General features: G+C 73.0%; 15 protein-coding genes. 3 read left to right on the forward strand and 12 right to left on the reverse strand.

Going from position 1 to position 19,461, the window contains the following annotated elements; genetic code table 11:
- Positions 1-269: 269 nt before the first annotated feature.
- Positions 270-743 (forward strand): HIT family protein, encoded by a 474-nt coding sequence (locus AAHZ94_RS09775; protein WP_349992233.1) that lies wholly within the window; start codon positions 270-272, stop codon positions 741-743.
- Between the two features lie 69 nt (positions 744-812).
- On the opposite strand, the gene AAHZ94_RS09780 is transcribed toward AAHZ94_RS09775, so the two are convergent.
- From AAHZ94_RS09780 to AAHZ94_RS09825, 10 genes are all read right to left on the reverse strand, one after another.
- Positions 813-1,346, reverse strand: a complete 534-nt coding sequence (locus AAHZ94_RS09780; RefSeq protein ID WP_349992235.1) for a hypothetical protein — start codon at positions 1,344-1,346, stop codon at positions 813-815.
- Between the two features lie 202 nt (positions 1,347-1,548).
- Positions 1,549-2,397 (reverse strand): endo alpha-1,4 polygalactosaminidase, encoded by an 849-nt coding sequence (locus AAHZ94_RS09785; RefSeq protein WP_349992236.1) that lies wholly within the window; start codon positions 2,395-2,397, stop codon positions 1,549-1,551.
- Entirely contained in the window at positions 2,394-3,086 is a 693-nt protein-coding gene (locus AAHZ94_RS09790; RefSeq protein ID WP_349992238.1) for a spherulation-specific family 4 protein, read from the reverse strand. Before AAHZ94_RS09790 ends, AAHZ94_RS09785 begins: the two co-directional genes overlap by 4 nt.
- Positions 3,083-3,988, reverse strand: coding sequence for an NAD-dependent epimerase/dehydratase family protein (locus AAHZ94_RS09795; RefSeq protein ID WP_349992256.1), 906 nt, complete (start codon positions 3,986-3,988; stop codon positions 3,083-3,085). Before AAHZ94_RS09795 ends, AAHZ94_RS09790 begins: the two co-directional genes overlap by 4 nt.
- Positions 3,989-3,996: 8 nt before the next feature.
- Positions 3,997-4,710: a nucleotidyltransferase family protein gene (locus tag AAHZ94_RS09800; RefSeq protein ID WP_349992240.1), complete on the reverse strand. Its 714-nt coding sequence runs from the start codon at positions 4,708-4,710 to the stop codon at positions 3,997-3,999.
- Between the two features lie 125 nt (positions 4,711-4,835).
- Positions 4,836-5,903 carry an SDR family NAD(P)-dependent oxidoreductase gene (locus AAHZ94_RS09805; protein WP_349992242.1) on the reverse strand — a complete coding sequence of 356 codons (1,068 nt, stop codon included), beginning with the start codon at positions 5,901-5,903 and terminating at the stop codon, positions 4,836-4,838.
- A 71-nt stretch (positions 5,904-5,974) separates the two neighbouring features.
- The gene (locus AAHZ94_RS09810; RefSeq protein ID WP_349992244.1) at positions 5,975-7,507 is read right to left on the reverse strand and encodes a hypothetical protein; all 1,533 of its coding nucleotides are present in this window, start codon (positions 7,505-7,507) and stop codon (positions 5,975-5,977) included.
- A complete protein-coding gene (gene pelF, locus AAHZ94_RS09815; RefSeq protein WP_349992246.1) occupies positions 7,504-9,039 on the reverse strand; it encodes a GT4 family glycosyltransferase PelF in 1,536 nt (511 codons plus the stop codon). The genes AAHZ94_RS09810 and pelF overlap by 4 nt, the downstream gene beginning before the upstream one ends.
- Before the next feature lie 1,224 nt (positions 9,040-10,263).
- Complete coding sequence (locus AAHZ94_RS09820) at positions 10,264-12,438, reverse strand: hypothetical protein (RefSeq protein ID WP_349992247.1); 2,175 nt, start codon at positions 12,436-12,438, stop codon at positions 10,264-10,266.
- Positions 12,439-13,261: 823 nt separating this feature from the next.
- A complete protein-coding gene (locus tag AAHZ94_RS09825) occupies positions 13,262-14,662 on the reverse strand; it encodes an NADP-dependent succinic semialdehyde dehydrogenase (RefSeq protein ID WP_349992249.1) in 1,401 nt (466 codons plus the stop codon).
- Positions 14,663-14,977: 315 nt separating this feature from the next.
- Between AAHZ94_RS09825 and AAHZ94_RS09830 the strand changes: the two genes are divergently transcribed.
- On the forward strand, positions 14,978-17,353 hold the full coding sequence (locus tag AAHZ94_RS09830) for a phosphoketolase family protein (protein ID WP_349992251.1): 2,376 nt from the start codon (positions 14,978-14,980) through the stop codon (positions 17,351-17,353).
- A gap of 133 nt (positions 17,354-17,486) precedes the next feature.
- Here AAHZ94_RS09830 and AAHZ94_RS09835 read toward each other — a convergent pair whose 3' ends face one another.
- Both AAHZ94_RS09835 and AAHZ94_RS09840 read right to left on the reverse strand, forming a co-directional pair.
- A complete protein-coding gene (locus AAHZ94_RS09835; protein WP_349992253.1) occupies positions 17,487-17,669 on the reverse strand; it encodes a hypothetical protein in 183 nt (60 codons plus the stop codon).
- 125 nt (positions 17,670-17,794) lie between these two features.
- On the reverse strand, positions 17,795-18,169 hold the full coding sequence (locus AAHZ94_RS09840; protein ID WP_349992254.1) for a hypothetical protein: 375 nt from the start codon (positions 18,167-18,169) through the stop codon (positions 17,795-17,797).
- Between the two features lie 147 nt (positions 18,170-18,316).
- Between AAHZ94_RS09840 and AAHZ94_RS09845 the strand changes: the two genes are divergently transcribed.
- Positions 18,317-19,225, forward strand: a complete 909-nt coding sequence (locus tag AAHZ94_RS09845; protein WP_349992255.1) for a TrmB family transcriptional regulator — start codon at positions 18,317-18,319, stop codon at positions 19,223-19,225.
- Positions 19,226-19,461: the final 236 nt, after the last annotated feature.

Here is a 19,461-nt window from a genome sequence, read left to right on the forward strand (position 1 = left end):
GGGGCGGGGGCCGGGGGCCCGGGGCCGGGGGCCGGGGGCCGGGGGCCCGGGGGCCGGGGGCCGGCAGCCAGGGTGCATTCGCAGGGCCGATGCGACCGCGGTGGCCAGCCCGTCGCGCCCACGGATGAGCGTGCACGGCCGGCTCCACCCGGTACGGTCGTAGCCCGGTGCGCCCCAGGCCCACCATCAGCTCCGGGCTCGGGGCACCACCGCGGCCGGCGGGGTTCGGCCGCCGGCGGGCGGACGCGTCGTACGGAAGGGTGCGCGACATGACGGACGACTGGCGGCGGGATCGGATCGGCAGTGCGCTGCGGAGCGAGAACCCCACCGTGCTGCGCAGGATGAGCGCGGGGTTCGCGGTCATCGGGGACGTGCAGTTCCTGCCGGGGTACTCGGTGCTCCTGGTGGACGATCCGACGGTGCAGCGGCTCTCGGAGTTGCCGCGGGCGCGGCGGCTGGCGTTCCTGGCCGACATGGACGCGCTCGGCGAGGCGGTCGAGCGCGTCTGCAAGCGGCACGACCCCGCCTTCCGCCGGGTCAACCTGGAAATACTCGGCAACACCGACCCGTATCTACACGCCCATGTGTGGCCCAGGTTCGACTGGGAGCCGGCCGACCTGGTGTCCCGGCCCGTCTGGCTCTACCCGCCCGAGCGGTGGAGCGCGGAGCGGGACGCGCTCGGCCCGCAGCACGACGCGCTACGCGCGGCCATCGCCGCGGAACTCGCCCCGGCCGCGTCCTGACGGTCCGTCAACTCTGTACCGCCGTAGCGCCGTTGGCCGTTGTGCGGGACACCCCAGGCGCGGATCGGCTCAGCCGGGGTCCACCCGGATGCAACTGGTGTCGACCCTGTTCAGGGTCTGACAGTCCGGGCACCGTACGGCGGTGAGGTTCTGGTAGCGCAGGCCGTCGAACCACTCGTGGGCGCACCGGCCGCAGGCGACCTGGGCGACGAAGTTGTCGCCCTGGCCGCGGGCCGCCCGCAGTACGCCCTGGAGGCCGGCCACCGCCATGACCGTGCCCCAGCAGTGCGCCCGCGAAGGGTCGCACTGCCAGGGTCGCAGGTGCTCCAGGTAGAGGCCGCCGACGTCCCGGCCCCAGGTGCTGTCCGGGGTCCGCACCAGGTAGCACGAGCGGCGGTCCTCGATCGGGGGCAGGCGAAGCAGATAGCGCTTGGCCTGTTCGGCGTCGTTGCCGTGGAAGACCAGCGAACGCGCCTCGCCCCGGGCTGCGCCCGGCTCAAGCCCCGCCGCCGCGGCCTCGGCCCTGGCCGCCGCCTCCGCCCTGCGCGCCGAGGTCCACCGACGCCGACCGGCACCCCGCCGACGCCACGCAAACCACCGCATGTGCACCCGCCCTAGCCCGTCACGGTCAGCTTCCGGGCGACCCTAGGCGGGCGCGGCCGGGAGGGGTCCAAGGTGGGTCGTGGCCCGTGCGGGGCCTGTGGCTAGCGGGTCGCGTGCGGTCGCTGCCGGCGGCCGGTTCGGCCCGTGCGCGGCCCGGCGGCACGGCCCGGCGCGTGGCCGGGCCGGGGCGCCGGGGCCGGGTTCAGCAGGGTTGGCGCCAGGGGTCGAGCCCCAGCCGCTTGCGCATCGAACTGAGGCCGAGCTTCTTGGTGGTGGGGCAGAACTTGGCCGTCGGCAGCGTGTACTCCACGTGGAAGACGGGCTTGTCCGCCTTGATGAACGGCGTCAGCTTGTCGCACTCGCCGAACTCGGCGCACTCCTCGTTGACCGCGAACTCGAAGTCGCCCACGAGCTCCGGGATCTGGTCGAGGTCGTTCTTGAGCCCGACGGCCAGGCCGCGGTCGTGGGCGAGCTTGGCCAGGCCGCGGTTGTAGGCGAGTTGGTGCTCGGCGGTGAGCGGGAAGCCGGTGCGATTGAGGTAGCCGTCCATCAGGTCGGGCTCCACGCCGTCGAAGCCCTTCTGCCGGCACATGTCCATCCGCTTGGCCATCAGCGGCAGCACCGTGTCGAGCTGGCGGATGTCGAGCCACAGCTCGCCCTCCCAGCCGTTGTTCTCGCCCCGTACGTCCTTGGGGAAGGCGTCGGCGTCGGGCCGCCAGTCCTCCCAGGCGCCGGCGTTGATGTAGCAGATGACCTTGCGGCCGTCGGCGTGCAGCCGGTCGACGACGGCCGCGGAGTTCTCGAAGCCGTCGATGTCGTAGACGGGGACGTCGATGCTGGTGTCGACGCGGCCGTCGAGTTGCCACTGCCAGGTCGTGCGGGCCCGCGGCTGCCAGTCGACGGCCGACCCGTCGGCGGGGCGCTGGGCCGTCGGTCCGGTGTGCGGGGGCTTCGACGGCCGCGCGTCGTCGTCCGTGTCATCGCTCGAACAGCCGGCCAGCACCAGCAGGGCCGCGGCGAGCAACGCCGCGAGCGGGGTCCGTGCCCTCACCCGTTCTCTCCCATGTCATCGCTTCCACCTGACGGCGGATACCGCCACGGGTTGCTTCCCTCCCCCGGTACCGCGCAGTGCAGCGCGGCCCCAAGATCATACGCCGTACGGGCGACCCGGCCGCGCTGTCCTTCGGGCACTCCGTACACCAAGTGGCAGAACCGTCGTGGCGGGTGGCGCGCCGTCCACTCGGCCGCTCTGACCTGCTGGTAGGTCCGCCAGTGGCCCTCGAAGGTGACCAGTACGTCGGCGATGTCGGCGTAGCCGGGGTGGGGGTGGGTGCCGGGGTTGAGCACGGCGGTGCGGGCGCCGAGCAGCCGGGCGCCGCGCACCAGGGCCCGGTAGCGGGGCAGGTGCGCGGCGCGGTCCGCGCTCTGGTCGTAGAAGACGCCGTCCACCCCGTACCAGCGGCGGTGGCGCCAGACGGCGGCCAGCACCGCGCGCCGTGGCCGGCGGCCGTAGTCGGTGTCCACGTAGCCGAGCAGGCGCACGCCGGCGGCGCGCAGGGCGTGGGCCGTGGCGCGGAAGTGCGGATCGCGGTGCCGGCCGGGGCCGTCGGCCCGGTTGAGCACCACGGCGTAGAGCTGTCGTGCGCGCGCCCGGAGCGCCTGCCAGGCCAGCGGGTCCACCGTCGGGTGGACGTACAGCGGCACGAGCAGGCGCCCCGGGGGCGGGGGGGGTGGCTTCACCGCAGGGCGTCCACGGGCTGGCCGGTGGTCGCGGCCCACAGGTCGGTCAGCGACTGGTCGAAGGAGTAGCGCGGTTCCCACTCCAGGGCGGCGGTGGTGGCACTGATGTCCGCCCAGGCGCGCGAGGCCGCCGGTGAGCGCCCCGAGCCGGCGCCGCTCTCGTCGATCCGGCCGCGGAAGCCGGCGCGTTCGGCGAGCCCGCTGGCCACGGCCCGCACCGGCCGGGCGGTGCCGCTGCCGAGGTTGAGCACCGGCGGCAGCGGGCCGCTCGCGGTGGTCGCCCGGCCGATGGCCAGCGCCACGTCGCGGGCGTCGATGTAGTCGCGGTACGCGGAGAGCGCGCCGACGTGCACCACGCCCTCGGGCTCCGCGTCGTGCAGCAGCGCGGCCAGCCGGCCGGGCAGGCTGCTGGCCGGGGAGCCGGGGCCGATCGGGTTGAAGACGCGCAGCACCACCGCGTCGAGCCCGGCGGAGGTGACGGTGAGGGTGCCGGCCAGCTTGGTGGCGCCGTAGACGCCGAACGGGCAGGTGGGGCTGGATTCGGTGAGGGCCAGACCGTCGCCCGAGGTGCCGTACTCGGCGGCGGAGCCCAGGTGCACGAGCCGGGCCTTCGGCGCGGCGTCGGTGAGCGCGGCGCACAGGACGGCGGGACCGCGGGCGTTGGTGCCGGCCAGTGCGAGGGGGCCGCCGCCGACCGCGCCGGCGCAGTTGACCACCGCGTCCGGGCGCAGCGCCGCGAGCGTGTCGGCGAGTTGGTCCGGGTCGACGGTGGCGAGGTCGATGCGGGCGTCGGAGGTGGACGAGCGACCGCCGATGAACACCTGCGCGCCGGGCAGGGCGCGCAGGTGTCGGGCGGCGTGCTCGCCCAGGAAGCCGTTGGCGCCCAGGACGAGAATGCGCATCAGATCGGTCACGCTCCCTTGATGAGGACGCCGCGGCGGTCGGTGAACTCGGCGTTGGCCCGGTCGTAGTCGTCGGGCCGCCCGATGTCCAGCCAGTAGCCGTCGAAGTCGTACGCGCGCGGCGGGGTGTCGGTCTTCAGCAGGTCGAGGACGAGTTCGTCGAAGCCGAGCGGCAGGCCCGGGGTGTACGCGTTGAGGGTGTCGCGGGAGACGCCGTAGACGCCCATGGAGACGCGGTAGTCCATGCGGGGCTTCTCGGTGAATCCCACCACCCGGTCGGACTCGGTGGTCAGCACGCCGAAGTCGATGTTGACCTGGCGGGCGTAGGTGGCGATGGTCAGCGGGGCGTCGCTGCTCTCGTGGGTGCGCAGGACGTCGCCGAAGTCCAGGTCGGTGAGGATGTCGCCGTTCATGACCAGGAAGTGGTCGGGCAGCCGGTCGAGCATGGTCAGCAGCGGGCCCATGGTGCCCAGCGGGCTGTCCTCGCTGCTGTAGCCCACCCGCAGCCCCCACTGGGAGCCGTTGCCGACGTAGGCGCGGATGATGTGCCCGAGGTGGCCGATGGCCAGCGTGCAACTGGTGAACCCGGCAGCGGCGAGTTGGCGGAGCACGATCTCTAAGATCGCGTGCCGGTCGCCGATGGGTACCAGTGGCTTGGGCAGGGCGGTGGTGTACGGGCGCAGTCGAACGCCCTTGCCGCCGGCCAGGATGACTGCGTGCATGGTGGTTCCTCTCTGGGGTGGGGTCCGCGGGGGTCGCGGACGGGGGGTTGCGGGGCGGGCTCGGTGGGGAGTGCCCGCGCCCGTGCGGTGTCGGCCCGGTGGCCGGGCTCCTATCAGCCCGGTGGTCAGACGTTGTAGAGGTCCGTCTTGTAGCGGGCCAGGTTGGCCGGGTCGCGGAAGAAGGCGATGGTGTGGCCGAGTCCGTCCTCCAGGGTGTGGGCGGGGGCCCAGCCGGTGGCGGCGCGCAGCCGGGAGGCGTCGCACACCAGCCGCATCACCTCGGAGTCGGCGGGCCTGATGCGCTGGGCGTCCTCCCGTACCTCCAGCGTGGTGTCCATCAACTTGCCGATGAGGGAGACCAGTTCACCGATGGAGATCTCGCCACCGGTGCCGGCGTTGAAGGTGTGGCCCACGACCTGTTCGGCGGGGGCGGTGCCGACGGCGAGGAAGGCGGCTGCGGTGTCCTTCACGTAGCTGAAGTCACGGGTGGGGCGCAGGTCGCCGAGGGTGATGGTGTGTTCCCCGGCAGCGACCTGGCCGATCACGGTGGGGATCACGGCGCGCATCGACTGGCGGGGCCCGAAGGTGTTGAAGGGCCGCAGGGTGACCACGGGGGTGCCGAAGCTGGCGTGGTAGCTGTCGGCGAGCCGGTCGCCGCCGGCCTTGGACGCGGCGTAGGGCGACTGGGTGTTGATGGGGTGGTCCTCGGTGATCGGCACGGTCTGTGCGGTGCCGTACGTCTCGCTGGTTGAGGTGTGCACCAGGCGCGGGATCTCCAGGTGGCGCACGGCCTCCAGGACGTTGAGGGTGCCGGTGACGTTGGTCTCCACGTAGCTGTGCGGGGCGCGGTAGGAGTACGGGATGGCGATGAGGGCGGCCAGGTGGTAGACCGCCTCGGCGCCGGTGACCAGGCCGGTCACCGACCCGGGGTCGCGTACGTCGCCGAGCACCACCTCGACCTGGTCGAGCACGTCGGCGGGCAGCGTCTCCAACCAGCCGAAGGAGGAGAAGGAGTTGTACTGGACCATCGCCCGCACCCGGTGGCCGGCCGCGACCAGCGTCTGGACCAGGTGAGATCCGATGAAGCCCTCGGCTCCGGTGACGGCGACCAACCCACCGCCGGGCGGGGTCGCGGTGGGCGGCTGCGGCGTGGTGGCGGTCTCGGCCTGGGACGTGGCGGGCGTGGGGCACATGGTCGGGCTCCGATTCTCGTGAGTGCACGGTGCGGTTTCTCGTGGGTGCGTGGTGCGGTGGTGCGGGTGGTTCAGCGGTGCGCCGTGATGCGGCCGAGCAGTGCGGTGGCGGCGACCAGCAGCACACCGGCGGTACAGCAGCAGGCGGCGAGTTGGACCGAGGTGGGCGTCCAGGCGTGCAGTGCCAGCGGCACGGTCTCCACGCCGGCGGCTGCCAGCGTGGCGAGGGCCGGTATCCAGGCGGTCCCGAACGCCTGGAGCAGCAGTCCGGTCCACATCACGGCGCCGAGTGCGACGACCGCGAGCAGCCGTGGCGGGTTCAGGTGCGGCCCGTCGGGCCAGATGGCGGCCGTGGCGTAGACGAGGACGGCGAGCACCCCGAGGTAGCAGGCCATGCAGCGGGCCAGCACCCAGGCGGCGCGCAGCAGCATGCCGCCGGCGGTGGTGCTGTCGCTGAGCGCGGCGAGCGCGAGGCCGCGGCACCGGTAGAGCAGCCACTCGGCCAGGCCCATGCTGAGGGTGAGGGCGATGACGGAGGGGCCGGTGAGCGAGGCGCCCTCGCCGTACCGCAGGACGTCGCCGAGGACGGCGACCGAGGTGAGGACCGCGCAGCCGAGCCCGAACAGGCCGTAGGGCACCGAGGCGAACAGCGGCGGTCCGCTGCTGTGCGCGCCGTCGTCGTCGGCCGGTCCCTGCGGGCCCTTGTCGCCGGCTAGGGCCCGGTGGATGGTGTGCGCCGCGCAGCCGAGTGCGGCCAGCACGCTGACGGCCGGCAGGGCGGCGCGGGCCGCGGCCGGCAGGTCGATCCAGAGCAGGACGAGGGCACCGACGGCCATCGGCAACAGGCTGTAGAGCAGGGCCCGTTCCCTGCCGAGGACCAGCAGGGCGGTGGCGGCGGCGAGGTAGACGGACTGGCCGGCGGCGAAGACGGGGGCGCCGGTGGGGCCCGGCAGCAGGAGGGCGGCGGTGAAGGCGAGCAGGGCGCCCAGCGGGCCGCCGATGCGCAGGCACGCGGCGGCTGCCTCGTTGCCGCCGAGCGCGAGCCAGCGGTAGGCCCGGTGGGCGAGTGCCTGGTTCCACGCCCAGCCCACCAGCGCGGACGCGGCCAGCGGGCCGGTGCCCGCGGAGAGTCCGAACAGGCCGGTCGGCCCCTCAAGGAAGGGGGTGCTGAGGACGTAGCCGAGGCCGGGCAGGGTGAAGACGACGCCGCGCAGCAGGAACCGGCCGGGCGTGGCGTGCCAGGGGTCGGGCTTGGCCGGGGGTTCGGGGTAGCCGCGCGGAACGCGTTCGTAGAGTTCGGCGGCGAGTTCGAAGACGTTGCGGCGGCCGTAGCGGGCGGTGATCTGTTCCCCGGTCAGGCCGTCGGCTTCGAGGAAGGCGGCGATCTCGTCGGGGTGTACGGCGGCGGCGCACACGTCCGACAGGCGCTCGGCGAGGTCGTCGAGCGGGTCGTCGGCCCAGGACGGGGTGGGGCGCGCCGGGCGGCGCCTGCGGCCGGTGGCGGCCGGCTCGCTTCCGGCGCCGGTCGCGGCGGCGGACGGGTCGGTGGGGGCGCCGGCCGGCTCGTGGGCCGTGTCGGGTACGAGGCGTAACGGGCCGCTCATCCGGCACCTCCGGCGGCGACCGCCCGGGCCCAGGACGGGCGGGCCGCGCCGGGGCGGGCCTGCTCGGCCGGGCGGCGCCCTGAGAGGTCCTGGTAGATCTCGCGGAAGGTGCTGATGGTCTGGCGCAGCGTGAACTGTTCGATGACGCGCAGCCGGGCGCCCTCGCCCATCCGGGCGCGCAGCGGGGGTTCGTTGAGCAGCCGCAGGGCGGCCTCGGCCATGCGTTCGGGGTCGCGGGGCGGCACCACGAGGCCGCAGTCGCCGACGGCCTCGCGCACGCCGCCCACGTCGGTGGAGACGGTGGCCCGCCCGCAGGACATGGCCTCGATCAGGGTGAACGGGAAGCCTTCGCTGACGCTGGAGAGCATGACGACGTTGCCCGCCGCGTAGGCGTCCTTGATATCCTCGACCCGTCCTTCGAAGGTGACGGCCTCGCCGATGCCGAGTTCGGTGGCGAGCGCCTCGCAGCTCTCGCGGTACTTCTCGGCGCCGCGCGGGGTGCCGCCGAACAGCCGCAGCCGCGCGGTCGGCAACTTGCCGCGGACCAGTGCGAAGGCCCGGATGAGGGTCTGGAGGTCCTTGATCGGGTCGACCCGGCCCGCCCAGCTCAGGGTGGGTGTCTCGGGTTCGGGCCCGGCGGGCGGGAAGGCGGCGGGGTCGACGCCGTTGTAGACGGTGCGTATGCGTTCGGGCGGGGTGCCGCCGTGCTCCTCCCAGCGGCGGTTGTACCGGTTGCCCGGGGTGACCAGGGCCGCGGTGCGGTAGCTCTCCATGGCGAGCAGCCGGAAGAACCCCAGCATGAGGGCCTTGACCGGCCAGCGGTACGGCTCGGCGCGGAAGCTCAGATAGCGCTCGCGCAGGTAGACGCCGTGTTCGGTGAGGAGGAAGGGCGTGCCGTGGATGTGGTGGGCGACCAGTCCTGGCAGTGCGGCGAGACCGCCGCTGACGGCGTGGGTCACCCCGGTGTCGGCCGCGGCCCGGCCGGCGAGCGGGCGCAGGGCGTGCTCCAGGAGGTCGGTGGCGCTCAGCGCGTCGTGCAGGGTGGGGCGGGCCGCCGCGGTGCCGACGGTCGGCCTGGTCCACAGCTTGGCCAGCACCCGGGCGGCCCGTTCGGTGCGCAGCGCGGCCGACAGCAAGCCGCTCGGTGCGTGCTCGGCCAGGTGGTAGAGGGCGGCCGGGAAGCGGTCTTCGGCCTCCGGGTCGAGCAGCCCGGCGAGGAACTCCTCGTAGCCGGCGAGGAAGCGGCGCAGCGTCTTGCCGCGGGGTGGCGGACAGTCCTGCGGGGTGCCCCATAGCGGCAGGTTGGTGATGCTGCGTACGTGGCCGGGCGGCTGCCAGGCGAGGGGTTCGCGACCGGTGCCGGTGACCGCCATGACGTGGAAGTCCACGTCGGGCATGCCCTGCACCAACTGGTCGCACCACACGCTGACTCCGCCGTGGCTGTGCGGATAGGTGCCCTCGGTGAGGAGGGTCACCGAGGTGCCGTCCGGCGGTGCCCCGCCGCTGGTGGGCGCGGTGCGTGGTCCGTGCATGGCCGTTCTTACTCCCGAGGGGACGGTGCGTTGTCTTTCCCGACACGCCCGGCGGTCGCCGGCCGGTGGCCGGCCGCCGTGGACGCGTCGTCGGGCCTGGCGGAGGCAGCCGTGTGGAGCGGGTCCCGGCGTGGCGCGGGGCCCGCCGAGTTGGTGCGGTGGTGCGGCGTGGCGCGGGGCTCGCCTGGTCGGTGCGGTGGTGCGGCGCGCCGGTGGCCGGCCCTGGCGTGCGTGCCGGCCGGTCCGATGGCTCCTCTGACTGCTCTCACCTGGAGGGACGGGCGCCGGCGACGGTGTGGGGCCGCGCCGTCTGGTCCCTGGTGCCCGCTGGGCGCCGGCCGCCGGGTGGCCCGGGCGGCCAGGTTGATCACGGGGTGTGCCGGGTGTTGCGTCCCGGCCCGTGCCCGCGGCCCCCGGGCATGCCGGGGCGCCGCACGGTGCGGTGGGCCGTCCTGTCCGGGCGTGTCGCACCGGCCAGGTCGTACGGGACGCGTCGGGGTGATGCGGGGTGGTGCGGGGTGTGCCGAGGAGTGGCTGACGGGTACGGGCCCGGGCGCGCCCGGGTGTCTTCCGGGTCCAGGTGGGTCCCGGATGTCCTTCGGGTCCGGGGCCCCGGGCCCGGGACGTTCCCGGGCGTGTCGTACCGGCTGGTTGGCCGGCACGGCCCAGGGCCCGCATCCGGGTCGGGGTCGGGGTCGGGGTCGGCGGCGGATCGGCGTCAGGTCGGTGGGTTGCGCGGGGCTGTGCGGCCCGGGTGGCACCGAGTTGGGGGAGACCGGGTTGGGTGGCTCCGCACCGGGTGGGCCGGTCCGGGTTGGTCGGACTGGGTGGGCCGGCCCACTGGTTGGGGTCGGGTGGCCCGGGCCGAACGGGTCGGTTGTGCACCTGTCAGGCCCCGGGTGGTGCGGGCCCGGCACCAGGCGTACGGGCCGGGCCGTGGTGCGGGCGCCACCGCACGCCCTGTAGTGCAGCGGCCGTGGCGCAGCGATCCGTGGTGCGGCGATCCGTGGTACGGCGATCCGTGGCCAGCCACCCGGCGGCGACCCGTGCGATGGTCGCGCCCGGTCGCCCGGTCGCCGGGGGGCCGGGCGGCGGGCCACCCGGCCGGGCCGCCGGCGGGCTGCCGGGGCTCGGCCGGGCCAGCCAGATCACCAGCCCGGTTCACCCGACCGCACCGCCCCGACCGGGTCGGCCGGATCAGCCGGGTGAGCCAAGGAGCGCGGGTCAGAACCTGGTGTCGCTCGGCCCGTACGGCACCGGGTGCTGCGCGCCGTCAGGTACCGGGAGCCGCTTGCTGGGGGTCGCCGGCCGGTCGGCCGGGTCCGGCTGCGTCGGGTCAGTGGGCGTCTCGGCGTCGCTCAGCACCAGCACCACCTGGTTCCCCCCGTCGTCGGCCGGGGCGGCCCAACCGGACCGCAGCCCCGCGTAGGCCGAGCCGAACGGCACCTTCTCGTCGCCGAGTTGCTGCTGGCTGCCGCTCGGCAGGGTGGCGGTGACCTCGCTGCCCGCGGGCGTGGTGACGGTGATGGTGTTGCCGATCCGGTAGGCGCTGGCGCTGCCCGAGTTGAGCGCGTTCCGCCAGACCGCACGCTTTTGCAGCTCCGCCCCGATGTCCCGCATCTGAAGGTTGACCAGCGGGGTGTTGTCGCCGTAGAGGTCCGCGTAGTCGCTCAGGATGCGTTCGAGCGCCGGGTAGGCGATGCGGTCCTCGGCCAGGTTGGACTGGTGGATGAAGTGCGGGCGCGGGTCGTTGGAGGTGGCGTGCGCGAGCCCGATGCTGGCTTCGAGGGGCACGATGTAGGAGCCGTAGCCGGTCTGCGGGTCGAGCGCCGCGGGCAGGCAGGTGGTGTTGGGCGCGGTCTCACAGGTGCCGCTGCCGCCATCGGACTTGCGCGCGTAGATCCAGTTGTACTCGTCGACCTGTTCGGCCGCGCGCCCCGCGTTGTAGAAGATGTTCATCGGGTAGCGGGGCACGGTCAGGGCGGGGCCGGCCACGCGCTGGTTCAGCTCGCGGGAGGTGTCGCTGGCGATCCAGCCGACATCGCTGTCGCGTAGCGCGGGCGCCAACTCCGGGTTGTCGTCCGGCTGTTGGGGCCGGTTGGCGAGTCCGGAGTGTTCACCGGTGACCAGTTCGCTGCGGTCCACGGTCAGCCCGTTGCGGCGGGCCCAGGACAGGTTGTCCTCGATCTGGTCGGCGATGGTGGACTGACTCGTCCACCGCACGTCGCCGGACTCGTCGGTGGCGCACTTCCACGGCACCGCGCTCACGTCCTGGACGCAGCCGAGGAAGAGGTGGTTGTAGGTGTGGTTGACCCAACGGTAGGCGTGCTGGTCGGTGATGAGCTGGTCCGCCAGCGGGTCGTCGCCGCCGTTCTCCTCCTTGTACGCCTCGCTGCCACCGGCGTTGTACGCCATGTCGATGGTCAGGCCGTGCGAGGTGGACCAGGTCCGCGCGTACTCCGCGTCCTCGGTGGTCATCCGGATCGGGTCGGGCTCCTTGCCCTCACCGGCGTCCCCGCAGTCCACGTCGCCCGGGGTGCAGTTGAGCTCGCTGTCCCAGCGGTCGTCGGCGCCGAGTACGTCGTCCACGTGCACGGCGAAGTAGTTGCGGTCGGCGCCCAGGTGGATGCCCTGGGTCAGCCACTCCACGATGCCGCGGGCCAGCAGTCGGTACTGCTGCTGGTAGCGGTTGTAGACGAAGGTGACGACCAGTTCGCGGCGCCCGTCGTGGGCGTACTCGCCGACCAGTGAGCCGCGGGCGGCGCTGCCGTCGATCGGTGCGTCGACGTAGCTGGTGAACGTGGCGTCCCCGGCCTGCTGGGCGAGCGGGACGGCCAGGAAGCCGTAGCTCTCGGTGACCTTCGGGTCGTTGTCCTCGAAGGGCACCCGGCCGTCCAGGTATCCGAAGGGCCCGCTCTTGCCGGCGGTGGTGACCTGCGCGGAGCGTCCGTCCAGCGGGCCGATGTAGCCGGGGTTCTGCGCGAAGTTGAGCCCGACCTCGGGGCGCGCATAGGTGTAGGCGTCCACCTGCCGGATGCCGAACCGTTTCTCGTACGCGGTGATGGCGGCCATTTCCGTGGAGCCCGCCCCGAAGGGGTTGTCGTTGGGCAGCACGACGGCCTGGAACTTGGCGCGCGGCCGGCCGTCCACCGTGTCGCTGAGGAAGGCGGCGTCGATGCGGGCCCTGCCCCCGTCGCTCAGCGCGACGGTGGTGCGCGGGGTGCCCGCACTGTCGAGTTCGGCCGCGATCGCGGCGGTGGCGGGCCCGCCGTCGTCGACAACCAGGACCCGCAGGTCGATCCTGGGTGTCACGGCGGCGCCAGAACTGCTGGCCGGCAGGCCGACGGCGAATAGGGCGGCCGTTGCACAGGCAACGGTCAGCCGGGTCATATGACCCATGAAGGCATCCCCCCAGGGATGGCCGGCGTCGCGGGACACCGGCCTGTCAGCAGTCGCGCATTACGGCGTGCCGAGGCACGCCGAAGCGGCGCGAGTCGTGGATAGCGGACGCGGTACCGGTGCGACCAGGGCTCCCCTTCCCCGAACACACGTCACCGCAGTACACCGTGGGCAACGGTCGTGAGCACGTCACGAGTCGAGCAGAGGCCCCGCCTCCCTCGACCGCCCACCACATAGTGCGCCATGTCCGTTGCACCGCGTGGGTGTACGGAGAGGTAGCGTTCCGGAATTCGTCAGTCCTTGCTCTCCCGTGACCGGCGCGACGCGCCGACGAATATGCCGCTCCGTGCCCATGCGATGCCCCACGGTCACCAAGCCTCCCCGTGATGACCTGCGGCGCCAGTGGTCAAGACCAACATGCGCCGGAGTGTGTGATGGTCATCATCTGCGCCCGCATACCGAACGGGTGAGACAGGAAGTCGGCCGAATGGCGCCTGTCGTGAATGCACACTTTGCGGGGTTAGTTGATGCGTCGACCAATTAGATTCCCGGGCCTGGGGTGGGCGTTCGTCCCGCGCGGCGCCGACGGAGAGAGCCCCGCGGGGCCCGTCGCACCGTACCGATGGCGCCCACCGCACTCGGCCACCCCACCACCCGGCCGTAGAGATCACGCCACGAAGATCGCCTTGCCACAGCGGGCCCGGGCGCGCGCCGGGTCCCGGGGCACGCCCGGCGAGGTCGGGGTGCGGCCGGTGCGGGTCGCCGCTCCGTACGGCGATCCGGTCCGCCCGCCCGGCACGGGCCGGCCCGTGCCGCCCCTGGCTCACCCGTGCGGCGGCCCGAACCAGACGGTGGTGATGTTGCAGAACTCGCGGAGGCCGTGGCCGGCGAGCTCGCGACCGTACCCCGAGCGCTTGGCGCCGCCGAAGGGCAGCGCCGGGTGGGAGGCGGTCATGCCGTTGAAGAAGACCCCGCCGGCGACCAGGTCGCGGATGAGCCGCTGCTGTTCGTCCTCCTTGCGGGTCCACGCGTTGGAGCTGAGGCCGAAGGAGGTGTCGTTGGCCAGGGTGATCGCCTCGTCCAGGTCGGCGACCCGGTACAGCGAGGCGACCGGTCCGAACGCCTCCTCGTGGTGGATGCGCATCCCGCGGTCCACCCCGGCCAGCACGGTCGGCTCGTAGAACCAGCCGGCGGCCTGGTCCGGGGGCCGCCGGCCGCCGCACAGCGCACTGGCGCCCCGGTGCAGCGCGTCGTCCACCAGTTCTTCCAGGTCACTGCGGGCGGACTCGCTGGAGAGCGGCCCGACGTCGGTGTCCGCCGCCATCGGGTCGCCCACCCGCAGCGCCCGCATGCCGGCGACGAACGCTTCGGCGAACGCCTCGTACACCTCCTGATGCACGAGGAAGCGCTTGGCGGCGATGCACGACTGTCCGGCGTTCTGGGTGCGGGCGGTGACGGCCGTCCGCGCGGCGCGCTCGACGTCGGCCGACGGCAGCACCAGGTACGGGTCGCTGCCGCCCAGCTCCAGGACGGTCTTCTTGATCTCGTCGCCGGCGATCGAGGCCACCGAGCGCCCGGCGAGCTCACTGCCGGTCAGCGTCGCCGCGGCCACCCGACGGTCGCGCAGGATGCCTTCGATGGCACCCGACCCGACCAGCAGGGTCTGGAACACGCCGGCGGGGAAACCGGCCCTGAGGAAGAGTTCTTCCAGGTAGAGGGCGGTCTGCGGGACGTTGGACGCGTGCTTGAGCAGTCCGACGTTGCCGGCCATCAGGGCGGGCGAGGCGAAGCGGACGACCTGCCAGAGCGGGAAGTTCCACGGCATGACGGCGAGCACCGGGCCGACGGGCCGGTAGCGCACGAAGGCGCGCACCGCGCCCGCGTCGGCGACGTCGTCGGGCGCCGGCTGCTCGTCGGCGAGCAGGTGCTCGGCGTGCCGGGCGTACCAGCGCATCGCCTTCACGCACTTCGCGGCCTCCGCCCGGGCCTGGGCCAGCGTCTTGCCCATCTCGGTGGTGACCGTACGGGCAACCGCGTCCTGGTCCGCTTCCAGCAGGCCAGCGGCGTTGCCGAGCAGTTCGGCACGGTGGGCGAACGAGGTGGTGCGGTACTGGGCGAAGGCCGCGTCCGCCCGTGCGAGCCGTTCGCGCACCGCCTCCTCGCCCAGCGCGTCGAAGGTCTTCAGGGTCTCCCCGGTCGCCGGGTTCACGGTGGCGATGGGCATGGCACGCCTCCTTATCTCCGTGCAGGCCACCCGGGTACCCCACAACCGCGCCCGTCAGCCCCGGCGAGTCGGGGCGCCCGTCGAACGCAGCCCGGGCCCTGGCGCGAGCGCGGACACGGCTCCGCGCGCCACATCGCCGTCCTCCGCCCCATGGACCTCCCCAGCCACATCGCCGTCCCCTGCCGCCTCCCTGTCCGCACGCCGCGCGGCTGCCCCGGCCCGCGTACGCACGCGCGCGCGTTCGCGCATTCCGCAGGCAACGGCCAAGGTGGGTAGTCGGAGACCGTCAGCGTCCCCGGACGAGAAAGGCCCGGCATGGCCACTGCCCCTCCGCCCCCGCTGTCCGATCACGACCTCGCCACGGTGGACCGGTACTGGCGGGCCGCGAACTACCTGTCCGTCGGCCAGATCTACCTGCTCGACAACCCGCTGCTCGCGGAGCCGCTCGGCCCCGAGCACATCAAGCCGAGGCTGCTCGGCCACTGGGGCACCAGCCCCGGGCTGAACCTGGTCTACGCCCATCTGAACCGGGTCATCCACGCGCGGGACCTGAACGCCGTCCACATCACCGGGCCCGGCCACGGCGGGCCCGCCACGGTGGCCTGCTGCTGGCTGGACGGCAGCTACTCCGAGGTCTACCGGGACGTCACCCGGGACGCGGCGGGCATGGCCCGGCTGTTCCGGCAGTTCTCCTTCCCCGGCGGGGTGCCGAGCCATGTGGCGCCGGAGACGCCCGGTTCGATCCACGAGGGCGGCGAGCTCGGTTACGCGCTCAGCCACGCCTACGGTGCCGCGTTCGACAACCCGGAGCTGCTGGTCGTGGCCGTGGTCGGGGACGGCGAGGCGGAGACGGGCCCGCTGGCCACCGGCTGGCACGGGAACAAGTTCCTCGACCCGGTGCACGACGGCGCGGTGCTGCCCGTCCTGCACCTGAACGGCTACAAGATCGCCAACCCGACGGTCCTGGCTCGGCTCCCCGAGGACGAGCTCGACCAGTTGCTGCGCGGCTACGGACACGACCCGATCCACGTCAGCGGCGACGAACCGCAGGCCGTGCACCGCGCGCTGGCCGCCGCGCTCGACACCTGCCTGGACCGGATCGCCGCGTACCAGAGCGGGGCCAGGCAGCACGGCGGCGGCCACCGCGCCCGGCCGCGCTGGCCCATGATCGTGCTGCGCACGCCCAAGGGTTGGACCGGCCCGCAGGAGGTGGACGGGGTGCCCGTCGAAGGCACCTGGCGCGCCCACCAGGTTCCGCTGTCCGGATTGCGCGAACACCCGGAGCACCTGGCGCAGTTGGAGCAGTGGCTGCGCTCGTACCGCCCCGAAGAGCTCTTCGACGACCGCGGGCGCCCGCGCGCCGACGTGCTGGAGCAGGTGCCGCGCGGGGACCGCAGGCTGGGTTCCAACCCGCACGCCAACGGCGGCCGGCTGCTGCGCTCGCTGCCGCTGCCCGACATCCGCCGGTACGCCGTCGACGTGATCCAGCCGGGCAGCACCCTGCACGAGCCGACCCGGGTACTCGGCGGCCTGCTGCGGGACGTGCTGCGGGCCACCGCCGAGCGCCGCGACTTCCGGCTGTTCGGCCCGGACGAGACGGCGTCCAACCGACTCCAGGACGTGTACGAGGCCACCGGCAAGAACTGGCAGGAGCAGGTCCTTCCGGTGGACGAGCACCTGGCCAGGGACGGCCGGGTGGTGGAGATGTTGTCGGAGCACAACTGCCAGGGCTGGCTTGAGGGTTACCTGCTCACCGGGCGGCACGGGCTGTTCTCCTCGTACGAGGCGTTCATCCACATCGTCACCTCGATGGCCAACCAGCACGCCAAGTGGCTGAAGGTCTCCCGCACCCTGCCCTGGCGGCTGCCCATCGCCTCCCTGAACTACCTGCTGACCTCGCACGTGTGGCGGCAGGACCACAACGGCTTCTCGCACCAGGACCCGGGCTTCATCGACCACATGGTCAACAAGGACCCGCACACCATCCGGGTCTTCCTGCCACCGGACACCAACACCCTGCTGGCGGTTGCCGAACAGACCCTGGACACCCGTGACCGGATCAACATCATCGCCGCCGGCAAGCAACCCTCCTTCGACTGGCTGCCGATCGAGGACGCCGTGCACCACGTGCACCGGGGCGTCAGCGTGTGGGACTGGGCCGGCACCGACACCGGGCGCGAGCCGGACGTGGTGCTGGCCGCGGCCGGGGACGTGCCGACGATGGAGGTGATGGCCGCGGCGTCCCTGCTGCGCGCGTACCTGCCGCGGCTGGCGGTGCGGGTGGTCAACGTGGTGGACCTGATGCGGCTGCTGCCGCCCGACGACCATCCGGTCGGCCTGGCGGACAGCAGTTTCGACGCGGTCTTCACCGCCGACAAGCCGGTGATCTTCGCGTACCACGGCTACCCCTGGCTGATCCACCGCATGACCTACCGCCGCACCGGACACGACAACATCCACGTCCGCGGCTACAAGGAGGAGGGCACCACGACCACCCCGTTCGACATGGTCGTCCGCAACGACATGGACCGCTACCGGCTGGTCATGGACGTCATCGACCGGGTCCCCGGCCTGGCATCGACCGCCATCGCGGTCCGCCAGCGGATGGCCGACCAGCGCACCGAACACCACGCCTACATCCGGGAGTACGGCGAGGACCTGCCGGAGGTGCGGGCGTGGTCGTGGACGTGAGCGGTGGGGGCGGGGCCGGTCGGCGTTGAAGGCCGTACGGCGGTCGATACGTGAGGCAGCGCGGCGGTCGGGCGACGGTGGTGCGCCGCCTGCCGGCCCGGCGCGCCAGCGAGGTGGCGCCGGCGGGCGGAGGTCATCCGCCCCACGTCAGGTCCTCGTCGGAACCGTCCTGCCAGGAGACCACGGGCCCCGCGGTGGCCGCGGGAGCGAGGCCAGCGCGCGAACCTCCCGCGGTCTGCGCGCCGGGGGCGGAAAAGGCCCGGCCGGGGACGGCGACGGCGGGCGACGGGGCGGCGGCGGTTTTGGAAAATGGCATGGCGGTGTCCTCCGACAAAAAGGGAGTTCGCATTTCACGGCCGATGGCTGGCCCGCCGGGAAAGACGGTTCGAAGGATTCTTCGCGTCCGGCGGGAATTCCGTGCTCATTAACGACTGTGGCGAATCAACAGAACGGAGGGAAGGGATCACCGCTGGACGGATCGTGCCGTGGCATAAGCCGTCCACCGCGCGCGGTTCCGGCCACCGATTCGTAGTAGGACGCCACGAACGGCACCCCGCAGTCGGTGAGGGTGAAGCCGCGCCACTGCTCCCGGCCGTGCAGGGCGCGGCGGCACACCGCCTCGGCCACGGCTTCGGCGACCGCAAGCGACGGGGCGATGACGAACACCCCGACCACGACGTGGCCGCGGGCAGCCGGATGGACCACCACGTGCTCCACGGCCTCGTCGTGGCCGACGCACTCCGTGATCAGGGCAGCCGCGCCCTCGGGCAAGGTCGCTCGGGAATCCGCCGTCAGGTGCACGTGAACCAAATACATGGCCCCACAGCCTATCTCGGGCATTTACTTTCACATGCCGCCAAGCGGGACTCTTTATGCCATTGCAGGAAACGGCCCCCGACGACCCGTCCGTCACTCAATAATCGGACGTGTATTCCTGTAGTGAGGTCTTTCTGGGGGGTCTCCATGCTCGATTCGATCGGCTTGTCCCTGCCCGCTGAGCGCTTGTATCGGACCATGCTCGCCTACCCGGACGAGGGGGTCTCCGCACTCGCCCGCCGCCTGAAGTATTCGGAACACGAGGTACGCGACGGCTTGTCCGAGCTGAGCGCACTGGCCGTGGTACAGCCCTCCCCCGGCGAACACACCGGCTTCCACGCGGTGCCCCCCGAGGCGGCCATGGAACTGCTGCTCGCCCGCCAGCACGCCGAACTCGCCGCGCAACAGCTCAGGATCGAGGCGTCGCGCGCCGCAGCGGCCCAGTTGATCGCCGAGTGTTCCGCGCTGCGCCCCCGCGGCCAGAGCGACGGGTCGGAGATCCTGTACGGCGCCGATGCCATCCGCGCCCGCCTCGCCCAACTCGGCGCCGAGGCGGAGAACGAGGTGATGACGCTGGCGCCGGGCGGCGCGCACACCCCCGAAGACCTGGAGGCCAGCCGCAAGCCGAACGCCGCCCTGCTGGACCGGGGGGTGCGGATGCGGACCATCTACCTGTCCAGCGTGCGCAACCACCAGCCGACGCTGGACCACGTCAGTTGGCTGCACGACCGAGGCGGCAAGGTGCGCACCATCCCGACCCTCCCCCTGCGCATGATCATCCTGGACGGCCGGAAGGCGGTGCTCCCGCTCGACCCCGCCGACTCCCGCAGCGGGGCCGTCATCCTGGACGGACAGTCCACCCTGACCGCGCTGTGCGCCCTGTTCGAGAGCCTGTGGGCGGCGGCGCTGCCCCTGGGCGACCCGACCCCGCCGCGCGGGACCGCACTGCCCACCCAGGAGTCGGAGACGCTGCGGCTGCTGGCGCTGGGGCTCACGGACGCGCATTGCCAAACGCCTGGGCGTCTCCCCGCGCACCGCCCGCCGCAGCGCCGCTGACCTCATGGAACGACTGGACGCCCGCCGCGGGTGCGACGCGGGCGTCCACGCGGTCCAGGACGGTTGGCTGCCTGCTACCCGTTGATCTTGGTTGGGTGTTTCCTGTCACGGTTGGTACGTGGTGACAGGAAACACCCCGGGGGGTGGGGGTAGGGGTGTGGGGAGGGGGTGTTTACCAGCCGGTGCCGATGGTGACACGGCCAGCGAAGGTGTGTTGTCCGGTGCCGGGGTAGAGG

It is taken from the genome of Streptomyces sp. HSW2009, assembly GCF_040240285.1.
Lineage (GTDB): Bacteria > Actinomycetota > Actinomycetes > Streptomycetales > Streptomycetaceae > Streptomyces.